This window comes from Actinoplanes sp. NPDC051851 (genome assembly GCF_040681165.1).
GTDB lineage: Bacteria > Actinomycetota > Actinomycetes > Mycobacteriales > Micromonosporaceae > Actinoplanes.
This window is the reverse complement of sequence record NZ_JBFAYF010000060.1, coordinates 24,566-49,259: the sequence shown is the minus strand read 5'-3', so window position 1 is coordinate 49,259 and position 24,694 is coordinate 24,566. Positions and strand designations below refer to the sequence as shown.

At 72.0% G+C, this 24,694-nt stretch carries 21 protein-coding genes and 1 pseudogene; 14 read left to right on the top strand and 8 right to left on the bottom strand.

Annotated elements, in window-relative coordinates:
* Positions 1-138 precede the first annotated feature (138 nt).
* Positions 139-1,110 (bottom strand): alpha/beta hydrolase, encoded by a 972-nt coding sequence (locus AB0M08_RS38215; RefSeq protein WP_364504677.1) that lies wholly within the window; start codon positions 1,108-1,110, stop codon positions 139-141.
* Positions 1,111-1,183: 73 nt separating this feature from the next.
* Here AB0M08_RS38215 and AB0M08_RS38210 point away from each other — a divergent pair, with 73 nt between their 5' ends.
* Both AB0M08_RS38210 and AB0M08_RS38205 read left to right on the top strand, forming a co-directional pair.
* On the top strand, positions 1,184-1,780 hold the full coding sequence (locus AB0M08_RS38210) for a helix-turn-helix domain-containing protein (RefSeq protein ID WP_364504675.1): 597 nt from the start codon (positions 1,184-1,186) through the stop codon (positions 1,778-1,780).
* Positions 1,781-1,928: 148 nt separating this feature from the next.
* Entirely contained in the window at positions 1,929-2,630 is a 702-nt protein-coding gene (locus tag AB0M08_RS38205) for a GntR family transcriptional regulator (RefSeq protein ID WP_364504673.1), read from the top strand.
* On the opposite strand, the gene AB0M08_RS38200 is transcribed toward AB0M08_RS38205, so the two are convergent.
* Both AB0M08_RS38200 and AB0M08_RS38195 read right to left on the bottom strand, forming a co-directional pair.
* Complete coding sequence (locus AB0M08_RS38200) at positions 2,600-3,499, bottom strand: biotin-dependent carboxyltransferase family protein (RefSeq protein WP_364504671.1); 900 nt, start codon at positions 3,497-3,499, stop codon at positions 2,600-2,602. The genes AB0M08_RS38205 and AB0M08_RS38200 overlap by 31 nt on opposite strands.
* On the bottom strand, positions 3,496-4,107 hold the full coding sequence (locus tag AB0M08_RS38195; protein ID WP_364504669.1) for an allophanate hydrolase subunit 1: 612 nt from the start codon (positions 4,105-4,107) through the stop codon (positions 3,496-3,498). Before AB0M08_RS38195 ends, AB0M08_RS38200 begins: the two co-directional genes overlap by 4 nt.
* A 124-nt stretch (positions 4,108-4,231) precedes the next feature.
* Between AB0M08_RS38195 and AB0M08_RS38190 the strand changes: the two genes are divergently transcribed.
* On the top strand, positions 4,232-5,539 hold the full coding sequence (locus tag AB0M08_RS38190) for an MFS transporter (RefSeq protein WP_364504667.1): 1,308 nt from the start codon (positions 4,232-4,234) through the stop codon (positions 5,537-5,539).
* A gap of 88 nt (positions 5,540-5,627) precedes the next feature.
* Here the strand turns inward: AB0M08_RS38190 and AB0M08_RS38185 are convergent, their stop codons facing one another.
* From AB0M08_RS38185 to AB0M08_RS38175, 3 genes are all read right to left on the bottom strand, one after another.
* Positions 5,628-8,057 carry an ATP-binding protein gene (locus AB0M08_RS38185; RefSeq protein WP_364504665.1) on the bottom strand — a complete coding sequence of 810 codons (2,430 nt, stop codon included), beginning with the start codon at positions 8,055-8,057 and terminating at the stop codon, positions 5,628-5,630.
* A 160-nt stretch (positions 8,058-8,217) separates the two neighbouring features.
* Complete coding sequence (locus AB0M08_RS38180) at positions 8,218-8,451, bottom strand: hypothetical protein (RefSeq protein ID WP_364504663.1); 234 nt, start codon at positions 8,449-8,451, stop codon at positions 8,218-8,220.
* 533 nt (positions 8,452-8,984) lie between these two features.
* Positions 8,985-9,758: a YitT family protein gene (locus tag AB0M08_RS38175; RefSeq protein WP_364504661.1), complete on the bottom strand. Its 774-nt coding sequence runs from the start codon at positions 9,756-9,758 to the stop codon at positions 8,985-8,987.
* 91 nt (positions 9,759-9,849) lie between these two features.
* Here AB0M08_RS38175 and AB0M08_RS38170 point away from each other — a divergent pair, with 91 nt between their 5' ends.
* Entirely contained in the window at positions 9,850-10,314 is a 465-nt protein-coding gene (locus tag AB0M08_RS38170; protein ID WP_364504659.1) for an Lrp/AsnC family transcriptional regulator, read from the top strand.
* On the opposite strand, the gene AB0M08_RS38165 is transcribed toward AB0M08_RS38170, so the two are convergent.
* A complete protein-coding gene (locus tag AB0M08_RS38165) occupies positions 10,315-10,917 on the bottom strand; it encodes a TetR family transcriptional regulator (protein ID WP_364504657.1) in 603 nt (200 codons plus the stop codon).
* 118 nt (positions 10,918-11,035) lie between these two features.
* Here AB0M08_RS38165 and AB0M08_RS38160 point away from each other — a divergent pair, with 118 nt between their 5' ends.
* The 7 genes and pseudogenes from AB0M08_RS38160 to AB0M08_RS38130 all read left to right on the top strand — a co-directional run bounded on the left by AB0M08_RS38160 (position 11,036) and on the right by AB0M08_RS38130 (position 20,503).
* On the top strand, positions 11,036-11,938 hold the full coding sequence (locus AB0M08_RS38160) for an ABC transporter ATP-binding protein (RefSeq protein ID WP_364504655.1): 903 nt from the start codon (positions 11,036-11,038) through the stop codon (positions 11,936-11,938).
* Positions 11,935-13,497: a multidrug ABC transporter permease gene (locus AB0M08_RS38155; RefSeq protein WP_364504653.1), complete on the top strand. Its 1,563-nt coding sequence runs from the start codon at positions 11,935-11,937 to the stop codon at positions 13,495-13,497. Before AB0M08_RS38160 ends, AB0M08_RS38155 begins: the two co-directional genes overlap by 4 nt.
* Before the next feature lie 8 nt (positions 13,498-13,505).
* Positions 13,506-13,586, top strand: a pseudogene (locus AB0M08_RS38150) (TetR/AcrR family transcriptional regulator); the annotation flags it as partial.
* A 232-nt stretch (positions 13,587-13,818) separates the two neighbouring features.
* Complete coding sequence (locus AB0M08_RS38145) at positions 13,819-14,934, top strand: hypothetical protein (RefSeq protein ID WP_364504651.1); 1,116 nt, start codon at positions 13,819-13,821, stop codon at positions 14,932-14,934.
* Positions 14,931-16,076, top strand: a complete 1,146-nt coding sequence (locus AB0M08_RS38140; protein ID WP_364504649.1) for a hypothetical protein — start codon at positions 14,931-14,933, stop codon at positions 16,074-16,076. The genes AB0M08_RS38145 and AB0M08_RS38140 overlap by 4 nt, the downstream gene beginning before the upstream one ends.
* Before the next feature lie 10 nt (positions 16,077-16,086).
* Positions 16,087-17,643 (top strand): hypothetical protein, encoded by a 1,557-nt coding sequence (locus tag AB0M08_RS38135; RefSeq protein WP_364504648.1) that lies wholly within the window; start codon positions 16,087-16,089, stop codon positions 17,641-17,643.
* Positions 17,627-20,503, top strand: a complete 2,877-nt coding sequence (locus tag AB0M08_RS38130; protein WP_364504646.1) for a tetratricopeptide repeat protein — start codon at positions 17,627-17,629, stop codon at positions 20,501-20,503. The genes AB0M08_RS38135 and AB0M08_RS38130 overlap by 17 nt, the downstream gene beginning before the upstream one ends.
* Positions 20,504-20,608: 105 nt before the next feature.
* On the opposite strand, the gene AB0M08_RS38125 is transcribed toward AB0M08_RS38130, so the two are convergent.
* Positions 20,609-21,424 (bottom strand): SigB/SigF/SigG family RNA polymerase sigma factor, encoded by an 816-nt coding sequence (locus AB0M08_RS38125; RefSeq protein ID WP_364504644.1) that lies wholly within the window; start codon positions 21,422-21,424, stop codon positions 20,609-20,611.
* A 213-nt stretch (positions 21,425-21,637) separates the two neighbouring features.
* Here AB0M08_RS38125 and AB0M08_RS38120 point away from each other — a divergent pair, with 213 nt between their 5' ends.
* From AB0M08_RS38120 to AB0M08_RS38110, 3 genes are all read left to right on the top strand, one after another.
* Positions 21,638-22,690: a hypothetical protein gene (locus AB0M08_RS38120; RefSeq protein WP_364504642.1), complete on the top strand. Its 1,053-nt coding sequence runs from the start codon at positions 21,638-21,640 to the stop codon at positions 22,688-22,690.
* A 431-nt stretch (positions 22,691-23,121) separates the two neighbouring features.
* On the top strand, positions 23,122-23,403 hold the full coding sequence (locus AB0M08_RS38115) for a hypothetical protein (RefSeq protein WP_364504640.1): 282 nt from the start codon (positions 23,122-23,124) through the stop codon (positions 23,401-23,403).
* 96 nt (positions 23,404-23,499) lie between these two features.
* Entirely contained in the window at positions 23,500-24,690 is a 1,191-nt protein-coding gene (locus AB0M08_RS38110) for a hypothetical protein (RefSeq protein WP_364504638.1), read from the top strand.
* Positions 24,691-24,694 lie beyond the last annotated feature (4 nt).

Here is a 24,694-nt window from a genome sequence, read left to right as displayed (position 1 = left end):
GTTCGGCCGGTCACGCTGGTCTCGCCCGCCGGGTTCGGCCGGTCACGCTGGTCTCGCCCGCCGGGTTCGGCCGGTCACGCTGGTCTCGCCCGCCGGGTTCGGCCGGTCACGCTGGTCTCGCCCGCCGCGCCCGGGCGGTCATGCGCCCAGGAGGCGGTCGGTCCAGTCGGCCAGGGCCGAGACGGCGGTCCGGGAGAGCACCGCGTGCGGCGCCATGCTGGTGAAGCCGTGGAAGGCGCCCGGCCAGACATGCAGCTCGGCCTGGACGCCGGCCGCCCACAGCCGGCTGGCGTAGGCCACCGTCTCGTCCCGGAACACCTCGGCGCTGCCGCAGTCGAGGTAGGTCGGGGGCAGGCCGGTGAGGTCGGTCGCCCGGGCCGGTGCCGCGTAGACGCTGACGTCGTCCCCGCCGCGCCGGTCACCCAGGTAGGCGGTCCACCCGAAGCGGGTCAGGGCCCGGTCGGCGACCCCGACACCGTCGATCTGCCGGGTCGAGACGGTGGAGTCGCTGTCGTCGAGCATCGGCGAGATCAGGATCTGCGCGTACGGGCGCGGCCCCCGCCGGTCCCGGGCCAGCAGGGCGGTCCCCGCGGCGAGGCCACCGCCGGCGCTCTGCCCGACGAGCACGATGCGGTCCGGGTCGATGCCGAGTTCGTCCGCGTGCGCCGCGGTCCAGACCAGCCCGGCGTAGCAGTCCTCGACCGGGTAGGGATCGGGGTGCTCCGGCGCGAGCCGGTAGTCGACGCTGATCAGGACCACGTCATGGGTCGACAGCCAGTCGTCGTACGAGTCCAGATTGCCCAGGTAGTGGCCGAACATCATGCCGCCGCCGTGCACGGTGTAGAAGCACGCCGCCGTTCCGGTGCGCCCGATGCGCCCGATGATCGCCAGATCGATCGGGTCGCCCCGATGACCGGGAACGGTCACGGTGCGGCGCTCCAGCCCCCGGGCGCGCAGGCGTTCGTCGAGCTCCGCCTCGGTGATCTCCAGCATGCGCATCCGCGGCAGCATCTCGGCCGTCAGGACGAAGGGCCCCCTCTCCTGCATGGCGGCGAGCACGACGTCGAGCTCGGCATCGAACGGTGGGCGTGGCATCACGATCTCTGTCATGCCAACTAGGCTAACTGACTAAACTTAGTCAGACAACCTAGCTAAGATTCGGCGCGACGGCAGAGGGAGTCACATGGCACGGACGGATGCACGAGGCGGCCCGACGACCCGGGCCCGAATCTCCGAGGTAGCGACCCGGCTCTTCCTGGAACGGGGTTTCGACGCCGTCACGGTCGCCGACGTGGCCCGCGAGGCGGGCGTCTCGAGCGTGACGGTCTTCAAGCACTTCCCCCGCAAGGAAGACCTGCTCCTCGACCGGGCCGACGACGCCGTGCTCCTGCTGCGCTCCGCCGTCCGCGACCGCCCGCCCGGCACCGACGTGCTGTCGTCACTGCACGACCTGACACTCCGGCTGGCCGCCGACCGGCACGGCCTCTCCGGCCTCGACGACAGATCCACCCCCTTCTTCCGTACGGTGGCCGCCTCCGCACCCCTTGCCGCGCGGGCCCGAGAGCTCGCCGCCGAGCTGCAGCACGCCTTGGTCGAGGAACTCGCCCGCGACCCGCACTTCGAGGGCGACAGCACCCTGCTCGCCGCATTCTTCATCGCCGGCTACACCACGGTCCTGACCGAGAACGCCCGCCGCAGCATCGCGGGCTCGCCCACGACGGCCGAGCAGCACCGCACCCGCCTCGAGAGCCTCTTCGCCGCCCTCCGCGCCGGGGTGTGACGGGTTCCGATCCGCACCGGCTGCCTGTGGTTGGAGGGCCGGGACCGGGCGCAGGCCTCGGCGTGGGAGGCGGACAGTTCAGCGGGAACGCCGCTGGCAAGGCGAGATGGGTGACGGCGCCGTCGAGGGATTGTTCTACGATTTGGGCGTGGATGAGGACTGGGGTGTGCGGCTGGCCGGGGATCGGGCGTTGCTCGATCGGGGGAGTACGGCGGAGCGGGTGGCCGACATCCTGCGGCAGCGGATCACCGAGGGGGTGTTCCGGCCCGGCACCCGGCTGAGCGAGGAGCACCTGCGTGAAGCGCTCGGGGTCTCCCGGAACACGCTGCGGGAGGCGTTTCGGCTGCTCGCCCATGAGGGGCTGCTGGAGCACCAGCTCAACCGGGGTGTGTTCGTCCGGCTGCTCACCGTCGAGGACATCAAGGATCTGTACGCGCTGCGCCGCATCCTGGAGTGTGGTGCGCTGCGGAACCTGACCGCCGTCCCGGCGGTGGCCGTGGACCGGGTCGGCGCGGCGATCGCGGCGGCCGACGAGGCGGCGGGCCGGGGGGACTGGGCGGCGGTGGGTACCGCGAACATGCGGTTCCATCAGGCGATCGCCGATCTGGCGGGCAGCCGGCGGGTGGCCGAGGCGGTCCGGGCGCTCCTGGCCGAGCTGCGCCTGGTCTTCCTGGTGGTGGCCGACCCGCGCCAGCTGCACGAACCCTACACCGCGGCGAACCGGGCGCTCTACGAACTGCTCGCGGCGGGTGACCCGGCGGCGGCCGAGGCGGCGCTCCAGCGCTACTTCGACGACGCCGAGAGGCAGCTGCTGGCCGCCTACGCCGCCACGGGCGCACTGGTCTCCTGACGAGAAGAACGAAACTGACGAACGAAGCGGATCGCGGTGCCCGGGCGGGCCTGGCCGAGCTGATCGACATCGGCCGGGTCCACCACGGCGATGACCGGGTAGCCGCCGGTCGTCGGATGGTCGGCCAGGAAGATCAGGGGCTGGCCGTCGGCCGGTACCTGGATCGCCCCGAGCACGAGTCCCTCGCTGGGTAGCTCGCCGTCGACGGCCCGGGTCAGCGCCGGCCCGGTCAGCCGCGCACCGACCCGGTCGGTCTCCGCCGCGACCCGGTACTCCGCGCTGAACAACGTGGAGAGCGCGGCCGGGGTGAACCAGTCGTCGCGCGGGCCGAGCCAGACCCGCAGCCGCAGGTCGTGACGGGGGAGCGGATAGGGCGCCAGGTCCACCGCGGGCGGCGGCCCGGTCACCGGGCCGATCGGGAGCAGGTCGCCGTCGCGCACCGGGGCGGGCCCGAGGCCGGAGAGCGTGTCGGTGGACCGGCTGCCCAGCACCGGCGGCACCGCGATCCCGCCGCCGACCGCCAGATAGACACGCAGCCCCGCGCTCGCGTGACCGATGCTGATCACCTCCCCGGCCAGCACGCCGACCGGTAGCCCGTGAGCCGCGGGCCGTCCGCCGGCGGTGATCGCGCAGGGGGCGCCGGTGACCGCGACGGTGACCGCCCGGGTCGCCCGCAGCCGCGCGGCGCCGAGCAGGATCTCCAGCCCCGCGGCCTCGGGTGGGTTGCCGGCCAGCCGGTTCGCCAGGCGCAGCGCGCCCGCGTCGACCGCCCCGGATCGCGGTACGCCGAGGTGGGCCAGCCCGGCCCGGCCGAGGTCCTGCACGGTGGTGCGCACCCCGGCACGCAACACCTCGAGCGCCGCGCTCATGCCGCCTCGGCGAAGCGCACGACAGCACCGGGTGTGAGCAGCGCGGGAGGGTCGGATTCAAGGTCGAAGAGCACTTCCCGGGTACGCCCGATGCACTGCCACCCACCCGGTGACGCCGTGGGATAGACCCCGCTGTACGGGCCGGCGAGCGCGACCGTGCCGGCCGGTACCCGGGTGCGCGGCGACGGGCGGCGCGGTACGTGGTAGCGCGGATCCAAACCGGTCAGGTACGCGAAGCCCGGTGCGAATCCGCAGAACGCCACGCGGAACGCGGTGCCGGTGTGGATCGCGACCACGCCCGCCCGGTCCGTGTGCCAGAGCCGCGCGACGTCGTCGATGTCGTCACCGTCGTACGTCGCAAGGATCTTGATCGTCGGTGTTGATCTTTCGGTCTCCGGTGTGGACGTGGGTTCGCGCAGCAGGGCGGTGAGCGGGCCGGGGTCGGTGACGCCGTCGATGAGCACGGTGCGGGCCGCCGGGACGATCTCCCGCGCGGTCAGCCGGCCCTGGTTGCGCGCGGTGGTGAGCAGGCGATACGCGCCGGAGACCGCCTCGGCGTCGTCGAGTTCGAGCAGGACGGCCGACGGACCGGCGGGGCGAATGCGCATGACTCTCCGCATCTGTCGGGTTACACAGACTTCACATTGAGGTATTGCCGGATTGTTGAACGATTCCTAGAGTGTGGCACACGGCACCACGCATCCCACGACCACCCACCGTAGGAGCCAAGCCATGACCACCAGTCGTCGCGTCATCCTGGCCAGCCTGATCGGCACGTCCCTCGAGTGGTACGACTTCTTCCTCTACGCCTCGGCCGCCGCGCTCGTCTTCGGCAAGCTGTTCTTCCCCACGTTCGAGCCGCTCACCGGCACCCTGCTCGCGTTCGCCACCTATGCGGTCGGCTTCGTCGCACGGCCGCTCGGCGGGATCCTCTTCGGTCACTTCGGCGACCGCACCGGGCGCAAGAGCGTCCTGGTCGCCACGCTGTTGCTGATGGGCGGCGCCACGTTCCTGATCGGACTACTGCCGACCCACGAGACGATCGGCGCCGCCGCCCCGATGCTGCTGGTCACGCTCCGCTTCCTGCAGGGCCTCGGGCTCGGCGGCGAATGGGGCGGCGCGGTGGTGATGTCGCTCGAACACGGCGACCCGCGGCGCCGCGGGCTCTCCGCGTCCTGGCCGCAGGTCGGCGTACCGGCCGGGAACCTGCTCGCCTCCGGTGTCCTCTGGGTACTCTCCGCGACCCTCTCGGAGAGCTCCTTTCTCGGCTGGGGATGGCGTATCCCGTTCCTGCTGTCTGGCGCTCTTGTGCTGGTGGGCCTCTGGATTCGGGTCACGGTCACGGAGTCGCCGGCGTTTGCGCGGATCGTGGCGACGGACGGCCCGGCTCGGCTCCCGCTGATCGAGGTGCTGCGCCGCCACCCGCGCGGCCTGCTGGTCGCGATGGCCGCTCGCATCGGCACCGACGTCGCTTTCTACACCTTCTCCCTGTACGTCCTCACGTACGTCACCGGCACCGTGGGTCTGCCCCGCACGACCGCGCTCACCGGCGTGCTGGTCGCCTCCGGCCTGCAGCTGGCGTTGATCCCGTTCTTCGGCGCCCTCTCCGACCGCTACGGCCGCCGGCCGGTCTACGCCGCCGGCGCGGTCGCCGCCGCGGCCTGGTCCTTCGCGTTCTTCCCGCTGCTGGACACCGCCAGCACCCCGATCATCGTGCTCACCGTGGTGGTCGCCCTCGCCACCCACGCCGCGATGTACGGCCCGCAGGCCGCCTTCGTCGCCGAGCTCTTCTCCACCCGGCTGCGGTACTCCGGGGCGTCGATGGGCTACCAGATCGCCGGGATCTTCGGCGGGGCGCTCGCCCCGATCATCGCGATCCGGCTGGTGTCGTCGACCGGGAGCGCGTTCGCGGTCTCGGTCTACGTGGCGGCGGCGCTGCTGCTGACGCTGGTGGCGCTCGCCTTCGCCCCGGAGACGTCCCGGCAGCCGGCCGTCGACGACGAGCCCGGCATCGCCGCGCCGACGTCACTCGCCGCCTGAAGCGGCCGCCCGTCTCGGCGGAGACGCACCCTCGCACGGCCACCGCACTGCTCGGCGGTGGCCGTGCGATGCGCTGAGCGGCGGTCGGTCAGCCGGGCAGGGGGAGGCGTACGCGGGCGATCGTGCCCGTGGGTTCGTTGTCGTCGAGGGTGAGGGTGCCGTGGTGCAGGCCGACGATGGCGCGGGCGAGGCTCAGGCCCAGGCCGCTGCCGGGGACGCCCTGGTGGCGGACGTTGCTGGCCCGGTAGAAGCGGGCGAAGGCCGAGGGCCGTTCGTCGGTGGGGATGCCGATGCCACGGTCGGTGATGGTCAGCTCGGCGGTGGCGCCGTGCAGGCGCAGGTGGAGGTCGACGCTGCCGCCGGCGGCGCTGTACTTGACGGCGTTGGAGAGCAGGTCGTCGACGAGCTGGCGGAGCCTGCGGCCGTCGCCGTCGAGCAGGAGCTGGTCGTCGAGGTGCGCGTGCAGGAGCACGCCGCGGTCGGTGGCGGCGGCCCGGGCGGCGGCGAGGCTGTCGCTGACGACGGCGGCGAGGTCGATGCGGGTGATGTCGAGCTTGTCGTGGCCGCTCTCCAGCCCGGCGAGGTCGAGCAGGGTGTCGACCAGTTTCTGGAGTACGCCGGTGTTGCGGGCCACCGTCTCGAGCATCTGCCGGAGCTCGGGGTCGAGGTCGGCGGCCTCGTCGGCGATGATCGTCACGTTGGCGTTGATCGAGGTCAGCGGGGTGCGCAATTCGTGGCCGATGAGTTCCACGAAGTCGTCCTGGGCCCGGGCCAGCTGGCGGGCGAACTCCTCGGCGCGGCGCAGGGCGAGGTAGACGCCGATCTGGGCGGCGACGCCGTCGAGCAGCACGGTCAGCAGGTCCTCGCCGACCTCGGGTGATCCGGCGTAACAGGTCAGCACGCCGAGCAGGGTGCCGCCGTCGCGGACCGGTACGGCGAGGATCGTGCGAACGCCGTGCCGGGCGTAGACCGCGGCGCGTTCCCGCTCGTACTCGGTGCCGGGGTCCTCGCCTTCGGACACGTCGGCGACCCAGAGCGGTTGCCCGGTCTCCCACACGGTGCCGGTGATGCCCAGGCCGTGGATCGGGGTGTGCCCGAAGAAGCCGTCCGGCTCGTCGCCGTCGCAGTGGTGACCGACCGCGCGGAGCTGACCGGTGGCGCTCTCGACCACGAAGAGCTCCGCGTACGGCCAGCCGAGGGTGCCGGCCACCGCCCGCAGCAGCTCCGGCGCGCCCTGGCCGATCGACGGCGCCCCGTGCAGGATCTCCTCGACCCTGCGGTGGCAGTCCCGGAACCGTTGCGCCCGGCGCAGCGCGGTGACCTCGTGGGCGGCGACCACCGCACCCAGCTGCCGCCCGTCCCGGCCGATGATCGGCTGCCCATTCGTGGTGAACGTGCGCGTCGGTGCGTCGCCGGTGTGGACCACGATGTCGGCGTCGGTGAGGTGCTCGCCGCGGTAGGCCCGCATCAGCGGGGTTTCCTCCCAGCTCAGCGGCCGCATCGCGGTGTCGAAGAGCACGCCGGTGGTGGTGACGGGAATGTCGTCGAGGATGCGGTCGTCGTCGGGAAGATGGTGCACCTCGCGCAGCGCCCGGTTGATCACGATGGGCCGGCCGGTGTCGTCGCAGGCGATCACTCCGACGCTCAGGCTGTCGAGCAGGGCGGTGAGGAAGCTCCGGTGCCGGTCGGCGGCGTCCTCGGCGGCGGTCTGGGCGGACAGGTCGGTGAGCAGTACGCAGGCGAGCGGCCCGGCGGCGCTGCGGATCACCGAGAGCGCGGCCCGGGTGTCCAGGCGGCTCCCGTCGACGCGGCGGACGCTGACCGCCCGCTGCACCGGACGGCGCGGCCGCGCGGTGAAGAGCCGTTCCAGGGCCGCGGCGATCGGCTGGTCGCCGTAGTGCGGCTGCAGGGTGTCGTCCAGGTGCCGGTCGTACACCTCGTCGCTGGTGAACCCGAGCAGCTCCTGTGCCGCGCGGTTGAAGACGCGGATCCTGCCGTCCACGTCGACGGCGAGGAAGGCCTCCTGCACGCTGTCGAGCAACTGCTCGCTGTCGAAGGTGGCAGCCGTCGATATCTCCCGGCTGATCACCGTGGTGACCAGGCCGGCGACCGAGGTCAGCATGGTCACCTCGGGGTCGCCCCAGTACCGCGGCCGGGTGTCGAGCACGGTGAACGCGCCGACCGGCCGGTTCTCGGCGTCGCACAGCGGCACGGCGGCCAGGGCGCGGATCCCGGCCCGGGTCAGCGGATGCTCGCGCACCCGCGGGTCGCCGTCGATCGTGGTGTCACCGGCGTACAGGGCGTGACCGGCGCCGATCAGGTACCCGCCGAACGTCTCGGCGATCGGGGTCAGCGGCCCGTCCCCGGTCTGCGGACCGTGCGCGCCGAGTACCCGTTCCTGCGCGTCACCGATCAGCGTGATCGTGGCCGTCGGCGCCCCGAGCAGGTCGGCCGCCAGCCGCGCGACCTCATCCAGCGGCAGCCCGTCGCTCATCAGCACCCGCCGGGCTCTGTCCACCGCCGCGAGTCTCTCCGGCTCTCTCAGCAGCGCGTCATCCCATACCAGCACGTCATACCGCCCTTTCGGCAAACAGCGGAAATTCCGCCGCAAATGCCCGATATAACCTCATTTGAACCATGCGGTGTGTCCCCTATTCGGGTGACGTTTGACGGCCGGATCATTCTTGAGTACGGGGGATGACGGCGGCGGCAAGCAGCGGGAAGATCAGGATCGCGGCGAAGGCGGGGCCGTACCCGATCGCGCCGATCACCGCGCCCATCGCCGGCGGGGTGGCGGTGCCGACCGCGTTCTGCGCCGTGTTCTGGATGCCGAGCGCCCGGCCCGACCAGGCCCGTCCCGCGTACTCGGCGACCGCGGCGCCCGCCGGCTGGGCGGTCTGTCGCAGGCCCATGGCCGGCCCGCGCTCGCCGTTTTCCAGGTGCGCTGACGCCGCCTGGTCAATTCCGGCGGGATCGTCACCGGCGGGGGTTGCGGGGCGGGCGCCCGGTCGGGGTGGGCCCTGTTTGGCCGGCTTGATCGACATTTCATGATCAATCGCGGGGGTGATCTTCGCGGCTGGCGTTCACGGGTGTCTCGGCGGGCTTGAGTGACCTCTGAGTGCCAGCTCACCCGGCGCGGCTGGCGGTCACGGGTCTATCGGAGCACCTCAGGCACCCCGGATCGCCAGCCCACTGCTCTGAGACACCCCGGATCGCCAGCCTGCCGCCCTCGGGGTACCGCCCGGCCGGTCCATGATCGAACGCTGGCCGGTGGAGCCGACGATCCGCGACGGCGAGTCCAGTCCGCCACCGCCCCCTGGCACGCGACCGTGTCCCGATACCGGAGCACGCGACCGGGCCCCGGCACCGACCCCGGGATACACCGGTGCGTTCCGGCGTCGCACCGCCTCGTGTCGGGCGGGAGTGCGAGTGTGGAACCGGTGCGTCAGCCCGCTGCGGGGTAGCGGCCGGGGCGGTGGTTCATCACCAGGACCAGGTTGAGGACCGCCGCGCCGGCCGCGGAGAGCAGCACGTTCGTGGGGGAGAGGACCAGCGCGGAGAGCCCGACGACCAGCGTGTCCAGGGCCAGCAGGACGTACCCGGCGCGCCAGCCGAGGCGGTCCTGGCAGATCAGGGCGACCACCGTGAAACCGCCGAGGCTCGCGTGGTGGCGGAAGACGATCAGCAGGCCGATGCCGGCCGCGAGGTTGCCGGCCAGGACGCCGTAGAGCGGGTTCACCCCGGAGACCTGCAGGTACGCGGGGTGCATCAGCGACGCGGCGGACAGCAGGGCGACCGCGAGCAGGGACGCGCCGACGAAGCGCCAGCCGCGCCGTGCCCAGGCCAGCGCCACGAACGGCAGGTTGACCAGCGCGAAGAGTGCGGCGAACGGCCACGGGACCAGGTGGCCGAGCAGCAGTACGAGACCCGCGGTGCCACCCGTCACCGCGCCCGCGGACTTGATCAGGAACAGGCCGAGCGACGCGATGAACGCCCCGACGACGATGCCGACCGCGTTCTCGGTCGCGGTGTGCCGGGGCGCGATCGGCTTCTCGGGCGCGGCGCTGACGGCGAGCGCGGCGGACGCGGCGCTGACGGCGAGCGCGGCGGACGCGGCGCTGACGGCGAGCGCGGCGGGGGCGGCGGGCGCTGTGGGTGCGGCGGACGCGGCGGGCGCTGTGGGCGTCTCGATCCGGGGCAGGGTGGAACTCGCAGACATGACGGCAACGATGATCGGTGACGTGCAGGAGCGCAACACGAGTGGATCCGACTGAGCAGCGTGAAACCAAGATCATCGCAATGGTGTCAGGATGCTCAGTATGGACAGCCTCGACGCCCGTATCCTCCTGGCCGTGGACGATCAGCCGGACGCGACCAGCCTGGCACTGGCCCAGCGCCTCGGCATCGCCCGCAACACCCTGCACGCCAGGCTGCAGCGGATGCAGCAGTCGGGGGTGATCCGTGAGTTCAGTCGCCGGGTCGATCCGGCGCTGCTCGGCCGTACCCTGGTGGCTTTCGTCTCCATCGCGGTCAGCCAGGACACCGCCCGGGGCGCCACCGACGCGCTGCGGGACGTCCCCGAGGTGATCGAGATGCACTCGACCACCGGCGAGGCCGACCTACTGGTCAAGGTCGTCGCGCGGGACACCGCCGATCTGCACCGCATCACCAACGCCTTCCTCGCGGTACCGGGCGTGGTCCGCACCAACACGGTGATCTCGCTGAACGAGGAGATGCCGCTGCGCATCCGGGCGCTGATCGAGGAGGCCGTCTGATCAGTCCAGCGGGCCGGTGAGGTAGCGCTGGATCGTCGGGGCGCACCAGGCGATCAGCGTGGCCCGATCGAATTCGGCCATCGGGCCGATGCGCACCACGTAGCGGGCGATCGCGATCCCGAGCAGGTGCGCGCCCGCGATCGCCGCCCGCGCCGGACCGTCGCCGCCGCCGAGATACGGGGCCAGATCGGCGAGGAAGCGGGCGGTCAGCATCGCCTGGAAGCGGTCGGCCGCGCGGTCGGAGACGATCGCGGAGCGGACGATCGCGAGCAGCGCGCCGGAACTGGCCGGGTTCTCCCAGAGGCTCAGGTACGTCTCGACGAGGCGTGCGCCCGCGTGCTCCGGGTCGCCGGTGATCGCCCGGGCGAGCTGCTGGGTGAACTCCTGCGGGATCTCCAGGGCGGCGTCGAAGAGGTCGTCCTTGCTGCCGTAGAAGTGCCGGATCAGGCCGGTGTCCACCCCCGCCGAGGCCGCGATCACCCGCAGGGACGCGCCGTCGTAGCCCTTGGCGGCGAACTGCTCGCGCGCGGCGTCCAGGATCGCCGCGCGGGTGCCGCTGTCGCCGGCGCGGCGGCCCGCGGTGCGGCGGTTTTCCGGTTCCACGGTTCCCGACCCTAACAAGCCGGTCGGGTATCTCATCGCCCGTTGACTTCTACGTCCGTGGAATTTACCGTGAGGGTGAACTCATCAAGCGTAGAATTCCCTCGAAGGGGCACTAGTCATGAGCGCGGTCATCGAAGTGGAAGGGCTGGTCAAGTCGTTCGGCTCGTTCCGGGCCCTCGACGGCCTGGACCTGCATGTCGAAGCGGGCGAGGTGCACGGCTTCCTCGGGCCGAACGGCGCCGGCAAGTCGACCACCATCCGGGTCCTGCTCGGCCTGGTCAAGGCGAACGCCGGGCAGGTCCGCATCCTCGGCGGCGATCCCTGGCGGGACACCGTCACGCTTCACCGCCGCTTGGCGTACGTCCCCGGCGACGTCACCCTCTGGCCCGGGATGACCGGCGGCGAGGCGATCGACCTGCTCGGCAGGCTGCGCGGCGGCCTGGACGAGGCCCGCCGCGAGGAGCTGATCGAGCGGTTCGAGCTGGACCCGACCAAGCGCGGCCGGCAGTACTCCAAGGGCAACCGGCAGAAGGTGGCCCTGGTCGCCGCGCTCGCCTCCGACGTCGACCTGCTGATCCTCGACGAGCCGACCTCGGGACTGGACCCGCTGATGGAGGCGATCTTCCAGGAGGAGATCGCCAAGGAGAAGGCGAAGGGCCGCAGCGTCCTGCTCTCCAGCCACATCCTGAGCGAGGCCGAGGCGCTCGCCGACCGGATCAGCATCATCCGGTCCGGGAAGATCGTCGAGACCGGCACCCTCGACCAGCTGCGCTGGCGCACCCGCACCACGGTCCACGCGGTCTTCGCCGAGGCCCCGCCCACCCTGGACGGCCTCACCGCCATCCACGACGCCACCCTGCGGGACGGCCGGTTCACCGGGACCGTCGACGCCGGCCAGCTCAGCGCCGCGATGACCGAACTCGGTCGCTACCCGCTCACCTCGCTGACCGTGGCACCGCCCTCGCTCGAGGAGCTGTTCCTGCGGCAGTACACCACGGCCACCGAGGGCGGCGCGGCATGAACCAGACCCTCACCGGCGCGCGGCCGCTGCTGCACGCCGCTCTCAAGCAGGACGCCCGCAACATCGGTCCGTGGGTCGCGCTGATCAGCGCGCTGTCAGCCTCTTCGGTTCTGGCGTACGCGTGGGTCTTCCCGGGCGTACCGGAGAGATGGGAATTGTCGGCGACGCTCGGTGCCAATCCCGCGCTGAGCCTGATCTTCGGACCGGCCCGGGATCTGATGACCGCCGACGGGTTCAACGCCTGGCGCGCGGGTGCTCTGGGAGCCTTCTTCGCGGCCCTGATGGCGATCTTCATCGTGATCCGGAACAGTCGCGCCGACGAGGACTCCGGCCAGGCCGAACTGCTCGCCTCCGGCGTGATGGGCCGGCAGACCCGGCTCGCCGTGGCGATGATGATGGCGGTGCTCGCCTCGATCGCGCTCGGCGTGGTCTCCTGGCTGCTCACCGTGGCCTGCGGCGGCGGCTGGGCGAACTCGCTCGCGCTCTCGGTCACCTTCACCGCCTCCGGGCTGATGTTCGCCGGGGTGGGCGGCATCGCGGCGCAGATCGGCTCGGACGCCCGCGCCGCCAACAGCATCGCGGTCGGCACCCTCGGCGTCGCGTTCCTCGTCCGCGGCTACCTCGACGCCAGCGAGTCGACCGCCTGGACCCGGTGGCTGACCCCGCTCGGCTGGCTGGAGGAGGTCCGCCCGGCCAGCGGCAACAACGCCGGGCCGCTGCTGCTCGCCGTCGGCCTGGCGGTCGTGCTCGCCGCGGTCGCCCTCGCCCTGCACGCCCGCCGCGACTTCGGCCTCGGCATGATCGCCCCACGGCGCGGCCCGGCCCGCGGCGGCCTGGTCACCTCGGCCTGGGGTCTCGCGTTCCGGATCAACCGGGCCTCGCTGATCTCCTGGCTGATCGCGTTCGCCGCCCTCGGCCTGGTCTTCGGGAACCTGGCCACCTCGGTCGGCGACGTCTTCGCGAGCAACCCGGCGACCAGCGCCCTGATCGCCGCCGGAGCCGACCCGGTCTTCGGCTTCCTGGTCACCATCCTGCAGCTGGTCGGCATCATCGCCGCCGTCTTCGGGGTGCAGATCGTCATGCGGGTCTACGCCGAGGAGATCGACTTCCGGGTCGAGCCGCTGCTCGCCGGATCCCTGAGCCGCGCGAAGTACCTGGCCAGCAACGCGATCTTCGCGTTCGTCGCCCCGGCGCTCGGCCTGCTGACCGCCGGCACCGTGATCGGCCTGATCGCCGCCGCACCCGGTGACGTGATCCGCCAGGCGCTCGCCACCATCCCGGCGGTCTGGACGATCATCGCGCTCGCCCTCGCCGCGGTCGGCGCTCGCCCCGAGATCCGGCTGATCGGCTGGCTCGGCGTGGTGCTCACGTTCGCGCTCACCCTGCTCGGCCCGCTCTTCAAGCTCTGGGACTGGATCCTCGGCATCAGCCCGCTCTGGCACGTACCCACCGTCACCGCCGCCGGCGTGGACTGGTCGGGACTGGCCTGGGTCGGCGCGGTGACCGTGCTCTTCACCGTCGTCGGGTTCGCCGGCTTCCGCCGCCGCGACGTCATCTGAGCCCGATCGTGGCGGGACGCAGCGGGCGCCGCCCCGGAACACCCGACACCCGCGAGGCCATCCTCGTCGCGGCCCGGGAGGCGTGGGCCTGATCCGGACCGTGCTCGACCTCGGGGACTCCCCGGCCGGTGCGGCCGCCCACGCCCTGCGGCGCTCGGTGGTGACCAACGAGTGGGCCACCCGGCGGTGCGGCGCTACCTCACCGGCGAGCTGCCCTCATGACGGCGAGAGGTGCGACCTCGATCTGACAGTGTCAACGGTTTCGCATGTCCGGGGCTGGTGACAGGATGATCGGCAGCTTCTCGTCACGGTGGAGCCGTCATGAGCGTGCGTGAGATCAGCACAGAACGGGTGATCCGGTCCGCGATCGCGGTGGTGCGGGCGAGCCGGGAGTTCAGCGACGCCCGGAGGGACGTCCCGGCGACGGCGGAGGCCGCCGACCGGCTCGCCGCGACGATCGAGTACCGGCTCGCCGACCTGTCCCGCGTCGAGGTGAGCGGCTTCGTACCACCGGGCGCGGGTGTGACGGCCGGGCCCGAGCGGCCGGCAGAGGTCCTCGGGCTGGTGGCCGCCCAGCTGAGGATCGGGGAAGTCGCGTTGGCGGCCGCCGCGATGACCGGTGAGACCGCGCCGGTGCGGGTCGACGGGTTCGACGAGGCGGTCGACGGGCTGAGCGTCATAGTGGGGACGCTGGATTCGGGCCGTGCCGGCGGGGTGCAGGGGTTCGCGCCGCAACGCCGGCATTCGGCGGATCAGGCGACCGCCGTGGCGGCGTTCGCCCAGGCCTGCGACGAGACCCTCGGGGTGATCGCCGAGCGGACGGCGGATGCATTGGGACGTCCGCTTCAGGGTCTCTCGGGACTCGCGCCGGAGGCCGTGCGACGGGCATGGGAGCAGGTCGATGAGCGACTCCGGCTCGACCAGGTCGGTAACCGGCTGGTCCAGGTGGGTCTGCGTGCCGTCGCGGCCGCACTGGGGGCGCTGCACCGTCTGGTGCGTGGCGACTGGGTCGGCGAGGTCCAGCAGCGGTTGACCGAGCTGGCGGGGCGGGTGGGTGCTCTCGGTGTCTCGGCGGCCGCGGTGGGCGGGCTGCTCGGTGTGGCGAAGGTCAAGACCGAGACCGGTGCGATCATCGGGCTGCCGGGCCTGGAGGTGCCCCGGCTCGACGCGGCGTCGGACGCGCTGACGGCGTTGGCTGCCGGGTTCACCGGGACGATGGAGATGGTGGCGCTGGCCCAGACCGCGATCACCGGACTCGGCGCGGTCACGATGATCGGGCTGACGGTGCCGCATCTGGGTGCCGTTCTGCTCGGTGCCGAGCTGACGCTGGGGGCGCTCGTGGTGGCGCTGGCGCTGGACTACATGGACACGTTGCCGGCGCTGGGCTGGGTGCGCGGGGTCCGGACGATCATCCGGAGGGTGGCGCAGACGCCGTGATCGCCTCCACTCCGCAGAGCTGGTTCCGCGATCAGGTGAGCGAGGAGGTCGCCGAGCTGCGGCACCTGGACGCGGCGCTGGCCGTCGAGCAGTTCGGCGCCACGAGCGCTCGTGTGCGTGACACGTTCACGGTGCTGCTGCGCGAGCGCGTCCGTGAGCTGCAGGAGCTCAGAGAGGAGGACTGGGCGGGACTGCAGCGGCTTCGCGAGGGAGGGATCAGGGATGTCCAGCACGCTGCGCTCGGTGTGCTGGAAGGCGGCCTGCTGCGCGGCCATCCCCTGTTCCGCGACGTGACGGCGGCCGCCGAGCGGCTGCTCGACACGGTGGTGGACACGACCGGGATCGATCACGGCGCCCTGCTGTCGATGGCCGGCGCGGAGCGGTTCGAACGGTTGGTGGGCCTGATCCGGATCCGGTTCCCGGACGTCGGCGTATGGGGTCTACCCATCCTCGTGCACGAGGTGGGCCACCTCGTCGCCGATGCGCTGCCGGGGCCGGGGGACCGCAACCTGCGCCCGGTGCTCGACCTCCTGGCTCAGGAGGCCGCGGTCGACCGGTCCACCGGCGGCCGTGATCACGATCAGGCCTACCGGCATGCCGGAGAGTTGTTCGCCGACGTCTTCGCCACGTACGCGTTGGGTGTGGCGTACCCGCTGGCCGTGATCACGCTGCGGGCCCGGCCGGATCGGATCCTCGATGAACCGTCACCGACGCATCCGACCTGGTCGCGGCGGATCTGGACGATGGTGGCGAGCCTGCGGGCGATCGCGGACCGGTTGGAGAGCCCGTTGGAGGCCGGCGCGTATCGCCACGACGCCGACCGGCTGCTCGCCTGCTATTGGTCGGCGGTGAGCGGGGACGAACCACCGGACGGGTCCATGGAGCGGGCCGCGGCCCGGCAGGCGGCCGCGTTCGTCGACCAGCTGGACCGCAACGCGCCGCCGAGACTGCGCTACGACGCGGCGGCCAACCACGACGCGCTGATCGGTGACCTGCTCACGGGCCGGGCGACGACGGCGACACCGGTCGAGGTGATCGGCGCGATCTGGCGGTGGCGGGTCGTGCACGGCGGGACGGATTCGGTGACGCTGACGCGGATCGGCGCGCAAGCACTACGTGCCGTCGCCTCGGTGACGGGCTGAGGAGGGTCGTATGACGGCGAGACCTGATCTGCTGCGGATCCGGCTCAACGAACTGCGTGAGGACATGGCCCAGGTCACGAAGATCGTCGAGACCGCGGCCCGCCGCCAGCAGCGCGTCAGCCAGCTGCTGCACATGGGCGCCGACATCAGTACCGGCCTGGCCGGAGCACGCAAGATGCTCATCGACCTCGCCGACGAGATGAGTCGCAACGACGAGGTGTCGGAGGCGCTCGACGGTTTCGAGATTCCCCGGTCGGTGGAGAAACGCCTCGGGAAGGACTGGCCGGACCCGGACGGTCCCCGCTGGCTGGCCGCGTTCACCAGCCTGCTGGCCGACGTGCACGAGGACATCATCACGATGGGCCGGAGCCTCGACGACCTGAACCAAGCCATGATCGCGTTGGGGGACACCGAGGAGATCAACGGGCGGTGTAACCGTATCGACGGCCTGGTCGCAGGGATGCAGACGGATCTGCTCAAAGGGGTGAAGACGCGTGCCACGCTCTGGAGCGAGATGGAGGTGCTGCTCGACACGGACGGCCGCGCCGTCTTCGTGGACTACGTCGACATGCTCGCCGGTCTGACCCTGCGGGACAACGGTCTCGACGACCGGATCAGTGAACTCACCGATGCCCTGATCAAGGAGTTGGACGTCGCCACCACCCTGCGTGCGGTGCCGGCCCGTCCCGCCGACATCAGCGACGCGGCGACGCGCCCACTGCCGGGGAGCCTCGTCAAACTCTGGTTCCCCGAGTGGGCGATCTGGGATGTGCCGCTGCTCGGCTACGACGCCGGGGTGCACTGGAGCCACACCTCCTCCGCGGCCCGCGAGTTGCTGGCCGCCGAGAGCGAACGACCCGGCGCCCGTTCGCTGGTTGCGCACGCCTATGCGGCCTACGCGCTGGGACCGGCGTACGCGTGTGCCGCCGTGCTCCTGCGGGTCCGGCCACCGGCCGGTACGGTCCGCCCGGCCGATGGGCCGACGACCGAGCCGGACGGCGCCCGGGGCCGGACGCCGCCATCGGTCCGCCCGGCCGGCCGGGCGCCGACCGGCGACGAAGCACCCGAGGCTGACCGGGTTCAGGTGATCCTGACGGTGTTGCGGTCGCTGAGCGACGGCGGTACCTACGGTGCGCTCATCGACGTGGTCGACCAGTGCTGGCAGGCCGCGGTGCGCGAACGCGACGGCGCTGTCGAGCCCGCTGACCCGGCCAGCCTGGCCCGCTACACCACCCACATCCTCGGCTCGTTGCGCAACCTCGCCACCCCGTCGGCCTTCGGCCCGAAGCTCTGGGAAGAGGAAGCCCGCGGGCCTTACACCGCGCTGACCAGCGGGAGCAGGAGCGAGGGCCCGACCGGTATCCGGCCGACCGTGCGTGGACTGCTCAACGCGGCCTGGGCGGTGTGGTTGGAGCGGTCGGGCGACCCGGCATCGGGCGCCGAGATCGCCCAGGCCGCCAAGCGGATGTGGACGCCGCGCCGGCGTTCGGCCGTGGCGAGCCGTGGCGGCAACCGCAGCCGGGGAACCTCGACAGCCAGGAAGACCGGCCATGGCACTCTCGGTTGACCACGCGTCCGGTGCCACGGACACCCTGCCGCAACGTCTGGCAGCGGCGCGTCTCGCCTACCTGGCCGGTGACGACCAGCCGGTGGAACGACTCCACGCCGACCTGTCCGACCTGTCCGAGGGCACGGCGCCCGATCTCGCGGCGGTGATCGGGTCGGCGATCACGCTCGCCGGGCTGGCACGGTGCCGGCGTACCGGCATCGATGACGCCGACCATTGGATACGTGCGGTCGAGGCGTTCGACAGGGCCGGGCCCGGCGTGTCCGGGCGGCGTGATCACGTCACCGAGTTCGGCTGCGCGCTGTTGCTCAGCGGCGACGTCACACGGGCCGAGCCGGTGCTGCGGCGCACGTTGACACTCGGTGTCGCCACATCCGACTGCCGGCGATGCTTCGCGCTGGCACTGGACCGGCACGGCGAACAGCACCGGGCGCGGCGGGTGATCGAGGACGCCGCACGGCTGTTCCCGCACGATTGGCAGATCGGCGAGGCCGCGGCCCACCTCGTTGAGCTGCGCTCGGAGGACAGCGATGCCATCGCGGCGGCCTGGGCACGAGCCGGGGCGGTCCTGACCGAGATGGGACTGCCGGAGCGCGCGATCGCCGCGTACACGCGGGCGCTGGGTCACGCCCGCGACCACGACGGCCTGCTGCTGGCCCTCGCGAGAAGTCACCTCGCGGCGGCGCACATCGACGAGACGCTGGACGTGATGCACCGGCTGATCCGGATGGAGGCCCGGCTGACGCCGGACCTGGTGCCCGCGCTGGTCGACTTCGGCGGCGTATTGCTGGACTACCGCCCGGAGGTGGTGGAGGACTGGCTGTACCTGGCGACGCAGCTGATTCGCGAGGCCGTCGATCGTGAACCCGACCACGGTATGGCACAGGCCCTGCTCGGTGAGGCGTACCGGCTGCGCGACGAACCGGTGCTCGCGCAGGACACGCTCGACCTCGCACTCGGGCTCGATCCCACCAACGCGTACGCGTGGGGCCGGCGTGGCCTCGTCCGCAAGAGCGATGGCCGCCTGGACGACGCCATCGCCGACCTCGACCAGGCCGTGGACCTCGCGCCGCAGTCGGCCTGGATCCGGCATGAAGCCGCGATCGCCTACTATTCCCGCGCCGAACTGGCCTCGGGGCCCAGCCTGATCGCCGACTCCCAGCAGGCGCTCGAACACGTGGACGAGGCCGTCAAGCTGAACCCCGACGGTGCTCCGGGCTGGCGTCTGCGCGGCTACATCTGCTGGTTGCTGGCGAACTCCGACCCACCGGCCTTGACGGAGTCCGCCAGGTCGCTACGCCGTGCTCACGAACTGAATCCCGGCGAACCCTTGATCGCCCATGAACTGTCCAAGGTGCTGTACCGGCTCGGCGAATACGACGAAGGCCTGGAGATGGCCGTACAGGCAGCCGGGGCGCTGCCGGACGTACCGGAGGTCCTCCTCATCCGCGGCCGGATCCTGACCTCCCTCAACAGGGCCGCGGAGGCCCTGCCCGATCTGGAGAGCGCCGTCGCCGGGCAACCCGACAACACCGAAGCCCACGCGGCGCTGGCCGAGGGGTACCGGATGCTGTCGCGCTTCGAGGAGGCGCTTGCCGAGTTCGACAGGGTGCTCGACGAGAACCCGGACGACGCCTGGTCGCTGAGCAACCGTGGGGCGGTGTTGATGGGGCTGGACCGTCCCGAGCCGGCCGTACGGGACCTGCGCCACGCGCTGGAGCTGGCTCCCGGCGACTCCTGGGCGCTGTCCTGGCTCCGGGACGGCCTCGCACGGACCGCGACGCCCGAGGCGATGGCGACGGAGATCGCCGCCCACGCCGCCCGGTACCCGCACGACCAGGCGATTCAGGAGGTGTACGCCGGCGTCCTCAACGCCACCTCCCGGTACGAGGAGGCCGTCGACGTCGCCGAGCGGTCGCTGAGCACCAACCCTGATCATGCGGGACTCCTGCGCATCCTCGGCTGGGCGTACTTCTCGATGGGACGCGAGGAACAGGCCATCGAGTACGTCCAGCAGGCCGTGGCCGTATCGACGGACACCGTGGCCCTGGCCGACCTCGCCTGGGTGCAGAGCCGCTGCGATCGGGTGACCGACGCGCTGGCGACGCTGGAGCGTGCCCTGACCAACGGCCCCGACGGCGCCCTGTACCGGCTGCGCAGCGAGATCCTCGCCGAGGTGGCCGACTGGCCGGGATCGGTCGAGGCGGCCCGCGCGGCGATCGAGGCCGACCCCACCGACGCCGATGCGCACCGGGTGCTCGGCTGGGCACTCGAACAGATGCCGGAGTGCTCGGAACAGGCCCTCTCGGCCTATCGGGAGGCGTGCCGGCTGGAGGAGCGGGAGGCCTCGACCGAGCGCGGCGTCGCCGATGTGCTGTGGGTCCTGGGCCGGCGTCAGGAGGCGGAGAGCGGGTACGAGGCCGTTCTGGAGCACCTGCGCGGGCTCGCTCGGACCGATCCCGTTCAGGACCACGAGATCGGGTGGTGCCTGTACCGGCTCGGCCGGCATCCGGAGGCCAACGATGCTCTGCTGCGGGCGCTCTCGGCGATTCCGGACCGGGCCATCGCGCTGTTCGACATCGGCCTGAACTGGCTGGCGGCGGGGGAGTCCCAACGCGCCGCCGACGCGTACACGAAAGGATTTGAGGTTATCGCGGGCCGTCATCTGGGGCGTTTCCGGGGGATTCTGGCGGTCGGTGCGCGAGACATCCGCAATGCCATCATCGGTGGTCAGATGAGGGAGACCGATCAGGTACGCGAGCTGATCGAGCGGCTGGACACCGCGGCGATCGCCTATCCGGTCGATCCGCCGGCCACACCCGGGCGGCGGCAGCCAGCGTCGGCCACGGAGCGCGGCTGACGGCGGGGTGCCACCTGTGGGCGGCGAGCTCGGCGGTTGGGGGCCGGGAACGCGGAACGGCCGCCGGTGCGAGTCGCGTCGGCGGCCGTTCTCGGGCTTCCGGGATCAGACCAGGGCGGTGTCGTCGATCTGGGTGCGGAGCTTGGCGAGGGCCTTGGTCAGCAGGCGGGAGACGTGCATCTGGGAGATGCCGACCCGGACCGCGATCTCGCTCTGCGTGAGGTTGCCGTAGAAGCGCAGGCTGATGATCTTCTGCTCGCGTTCGTCCAGGCTGGCCAGGGCCGGGCCGAGCGAGGCGCGCAGTTCGGCCAGCTCGAAGCCGTTGTCCTGCTCGCCCAGGGTGTCGCCGAGCGTGGTCTCGCCCTCGGCGCCGACCGGGACCGACAGGCTGGTCGAGTTGTACGCGCGGGCGCCCTCCAGGCCCTCGAGGACCTCCTCCTCGCTGATGCCGAGGTGCCCGGCGATGTCCGCGACGGTGGGGGAGCGGTCCAGCCTGTGGGTGAGGTCGTTGTTCGCGGCGGTGATCGCCAGCCGCAGCTCCTGGAGGCGGCGGGGCACCCGGATCGACCAGGTACGGTCCCGGAAGTGCCGCTTGAGCTCGCCGATGATCGTCGGGATCGCGAACCCGGCGAAGTCGATGCCGCGCTCCGCGTCGAACCGGTCGACCGCCTTGATCAGGCCCATCACGGCCACCTGCTGCAGGTCGTCGGCGGGCTCGCCGCGGCCGGCGTACCGGTTGGCCAGGTGGCGGGCCAGGGGCAGCCAGGCCTCGATCGTCCGGTCCCGGAGCCCGGGCCGGGACGGGTGCCCGGCCGGGAGGGCCGCCATCGCCGCGATCAGCTCGTTGGCCTGATCCGTCGACGCTGCTGACGATTCCGGTACGACCTCGGTACGGCTGGGGGAGACGGCGACGGCGGTCATGGTGCTCCTCGCGTTCGCTGCCGGGTGGGGCAGACGCCTTTCAGGACGGTGCGGCGACCGATGTGATCCACCGCGGCGCCCTTGTGCCCACTGCCCCCGGCCGTTCAAACCTCGCACCGACGAAAAAGATGCTTTCGATACCGAGCCGCCGCCCGACGTGCGCGATCATGACATCGGGCGCCGCCGGGCGCGGGGAGGCATCGGGGTTCCGTGGTGACGATATTGCTCGACGAGCCGGGCGTCTTTCTCTCGTACGGGTCGGCGTCGCTGGCGTGCGGGGATGACATCGACGTCGAGCCGGACGAGCCGTGGGCCGACGAGAGCAACGGACTGTGCGGCGCCAGTGTGCCGGGTTACCTGCGACTTCAGGTTGGTACGCACACCGGAGACATCCCGTTCCGCCTGGAGCTGCACGACACCGAGCCACCCCTCGACCCGTCCTGGGAGGAGGTCGTGGAGGTCTCGTTCACCGCGCTGTCCGAACGGCTGTCGCTGACCGGGCTGATGGGCGACGCACACGGGTTCACCATGCCGCGCGGCGACTACCGGGTCCGCTACTGCGCTCGCGACTTCGAGGAGGAGGAACAGGACTCGTATCTCCTGCAGTTCTGGCCGGGCGCCGCGGCACCGGGCCGGATCGTCAGGCAGACCGGCGAGAGCGCGGCCGACTGGCACCGGGCGCGGCGCACACTGACCGAATCGGAACGGCGGGAGAAGGCACAGGCCAGGGCGGACCGGAACGAACGGCTGGCGCGCGAACGGTGGGGCGACCGTACGCCGAACGCTCGACTGCGGCGTACCGCGGAAGTCGGGGTAGGCCTTGCCCTTGGCACGCTCTCCCGGCTCGACGTGGATCTCGAGTTCGCGCTGGCCGAGGTCGACGACCGCACTCACCGGCAGGTGGCGGCCTGGGCGGCGCTGCGCTGCCTGGAGGAGGCCGGCATGATCGGATTGCCGCAGCTCGCCCCGGCCGTCGCCGCATTCCGCCGTGGCGAGCCGGCACCGCCGCCCTTCGACGACTCCGGCCACTGCTGGAGCGTGCTCAAGCGGGCGAATCCACCCCGCACCAGCGTGCCGGCACCGCCCGACGGCGCCTACGAGCAGTCACCCCAGGACTGGGCGACCACCGCGCTGTTCCATTCGGCCGAGGAGGACTCCCTGGTGGCCGTACTGGAGGTGATGGCCTGCCTCGCCTTTGTGTACGGCCGCGACAGCTATCGCCGGGCCTTCGGCGACCTGCGCGCCCAGTTCCCGCAGCTGCGGTGACCGGCGCCGACGTCGACCTCGCCGCGCTGCCACCTCGAACGGCGAGACGGCCCCGGCTGGCCAGCTGTTCCGTTCCGTCCACGACGACTGCACGCTGACCATCGACACCGTCCGCGACGTTGAGGGCGGCCGGATCCTCGAGGTGAGGGCCGACCCGAAGCTGAGCATGATCCCGGCAGTGACCTGGGAGATCACCCGGAGCGATGACGGTTCCGCTCGCTTGACCGGCGGCGGAGGCTTGCGGCCGCGCGGGCTTTCGGCACGTCGGCGTCGCGCTCGACGCGGCCCGTACGGCAAAGGTTATGGGCCTTTCCGGGCGATTTTGGTGATCGTTTGTACTCGGTGCCTCGAAGGCTGCTCCGTCGTTGCCTCTGAGGACCGGGAAGTGAGCTTCTCCGGTCGTCAGGAATCCCCGATAGCAAGGAAGTGCAATGAACAGCTGGAACAGCTCCCACGGCCGCGGCAACGACTGTGACGACCCGGGTCGTGGCCACGGCGGCGGCTGGGGCCACGGGCGAGGCTTCGGCGGGCACGGTAGGCCCGGCCGCGACTGTGACGACTTCGGCGGCTTCGGCCACCACGGCGGCGGCCGTGGCTGGGACTGCGACGACCGCGGCTTCGGCGGCTTCGACGACTGCAACGACGGCGGTCGCGGTCTGTTCGGCCACGGTCTGATCGGTCACGAGCACAACTCGTTCCTGATCTGCCACTGACCATGTACGCCGGTAGCCCGCGGTCTCGGCCGTGGGCTACCGGCCCGTCGCCCGGCACCGGCATGAACCGGGCACCGGCACAGAGCGGAGGCCACGATGACCGTGCCGAGCGACCTGATCGTCCCGGGTGACCTTCGGGACGTCGTCCACCTGGTGCTGCAGGGAGCCGTCGCCAACGCGCGCCCCGATCTCGAACGCCGGATGCGGATGGCCGCCGCCGACCTGGCCGCCGGGCACCCGGCAGCGCCGATCGCCGAAGCGGCGACGCGCGCCCTGCAGTCGCTGGAGATCGACCTCCGCAGCCGTCGCGCGGCCCTGGCCGACCCCGGCCACCGGGCCCGGCTCGCCGCCGAGGCGCAGTACGACGAGGTTCGCCTGCGCCACTTCCAGGACCGCGCCGGCATGTGGCCGCGGTCGCTCGGCGATGCCCTGGCGGCGGCCTCGTCCGACATCGAGTTCGCCGTCCACAACTGGTTGCGCTCCCTGCTCGACGAGGGCACCGAGGCGATCGAGAAGCAGGGGCTGACCGGCGCCGACCTCGACCGCTGGCTGCGGCAGCGGCTCGTGGCCGAGACCGAGGCGGTGCACCGGGCGCTGCGCGCGGCGGCCCGCGAGATCGGCGAGCAGGTCGCCGCCGCGCTCGGGCTGAGCGAGCCGGTACCACCGGCGAAGCTGGACCTCGAGCCGGCGTCGGAACTGGTGGCCCACATCCACCGCGGCCCACGGCCACTGTCCGAACGGCAGGCGGTCGTCACCCGCCTGGTCGGTGTGCTCATGCCGGCCTACAGCGGCATCATGATCGCCCTCATCGTCCCCCGGTTCCTCGGCCTCGGGATGCCGCTGTGGCTGACGGCGGCCGTCGCGGTCGCCGGCGCGGCCGGGCTGGGCGGCGCCGCCCTAGCCGGGGAGAGGCACCGGCACCGCAGCCTGCGCAACGGTGAGAGCGCCACCGCGCTGAGGTCGCTGATCGACGCGTTCCGGATGGCCGTGAGCAAGCGGACCCGCGACGGGATCCGCGCCATCGAGCAGCAGATGTACGCCGGGCTCAGCGAGGCGGTGACGAGCCAGTCCCGCCGGCTGTCCGCGATCGCCGACGCGTCGCGCCGCTCGGCCGGGGAGGGCGAGCGGCTGCACCAGGCCCTGGGCGAGATCGATCTCGACCTCGCGTCCGTCCGTGAGCTGCGGGAACGCGCCCAACGGTTCGGTCGCCCCGGCGGAACACTGTTCGTGCGGGGTGAGCCGGCCAGGGCCCTCGGCAGTGGCACCCCGTCGTCTGACTCACCGTAGGAGC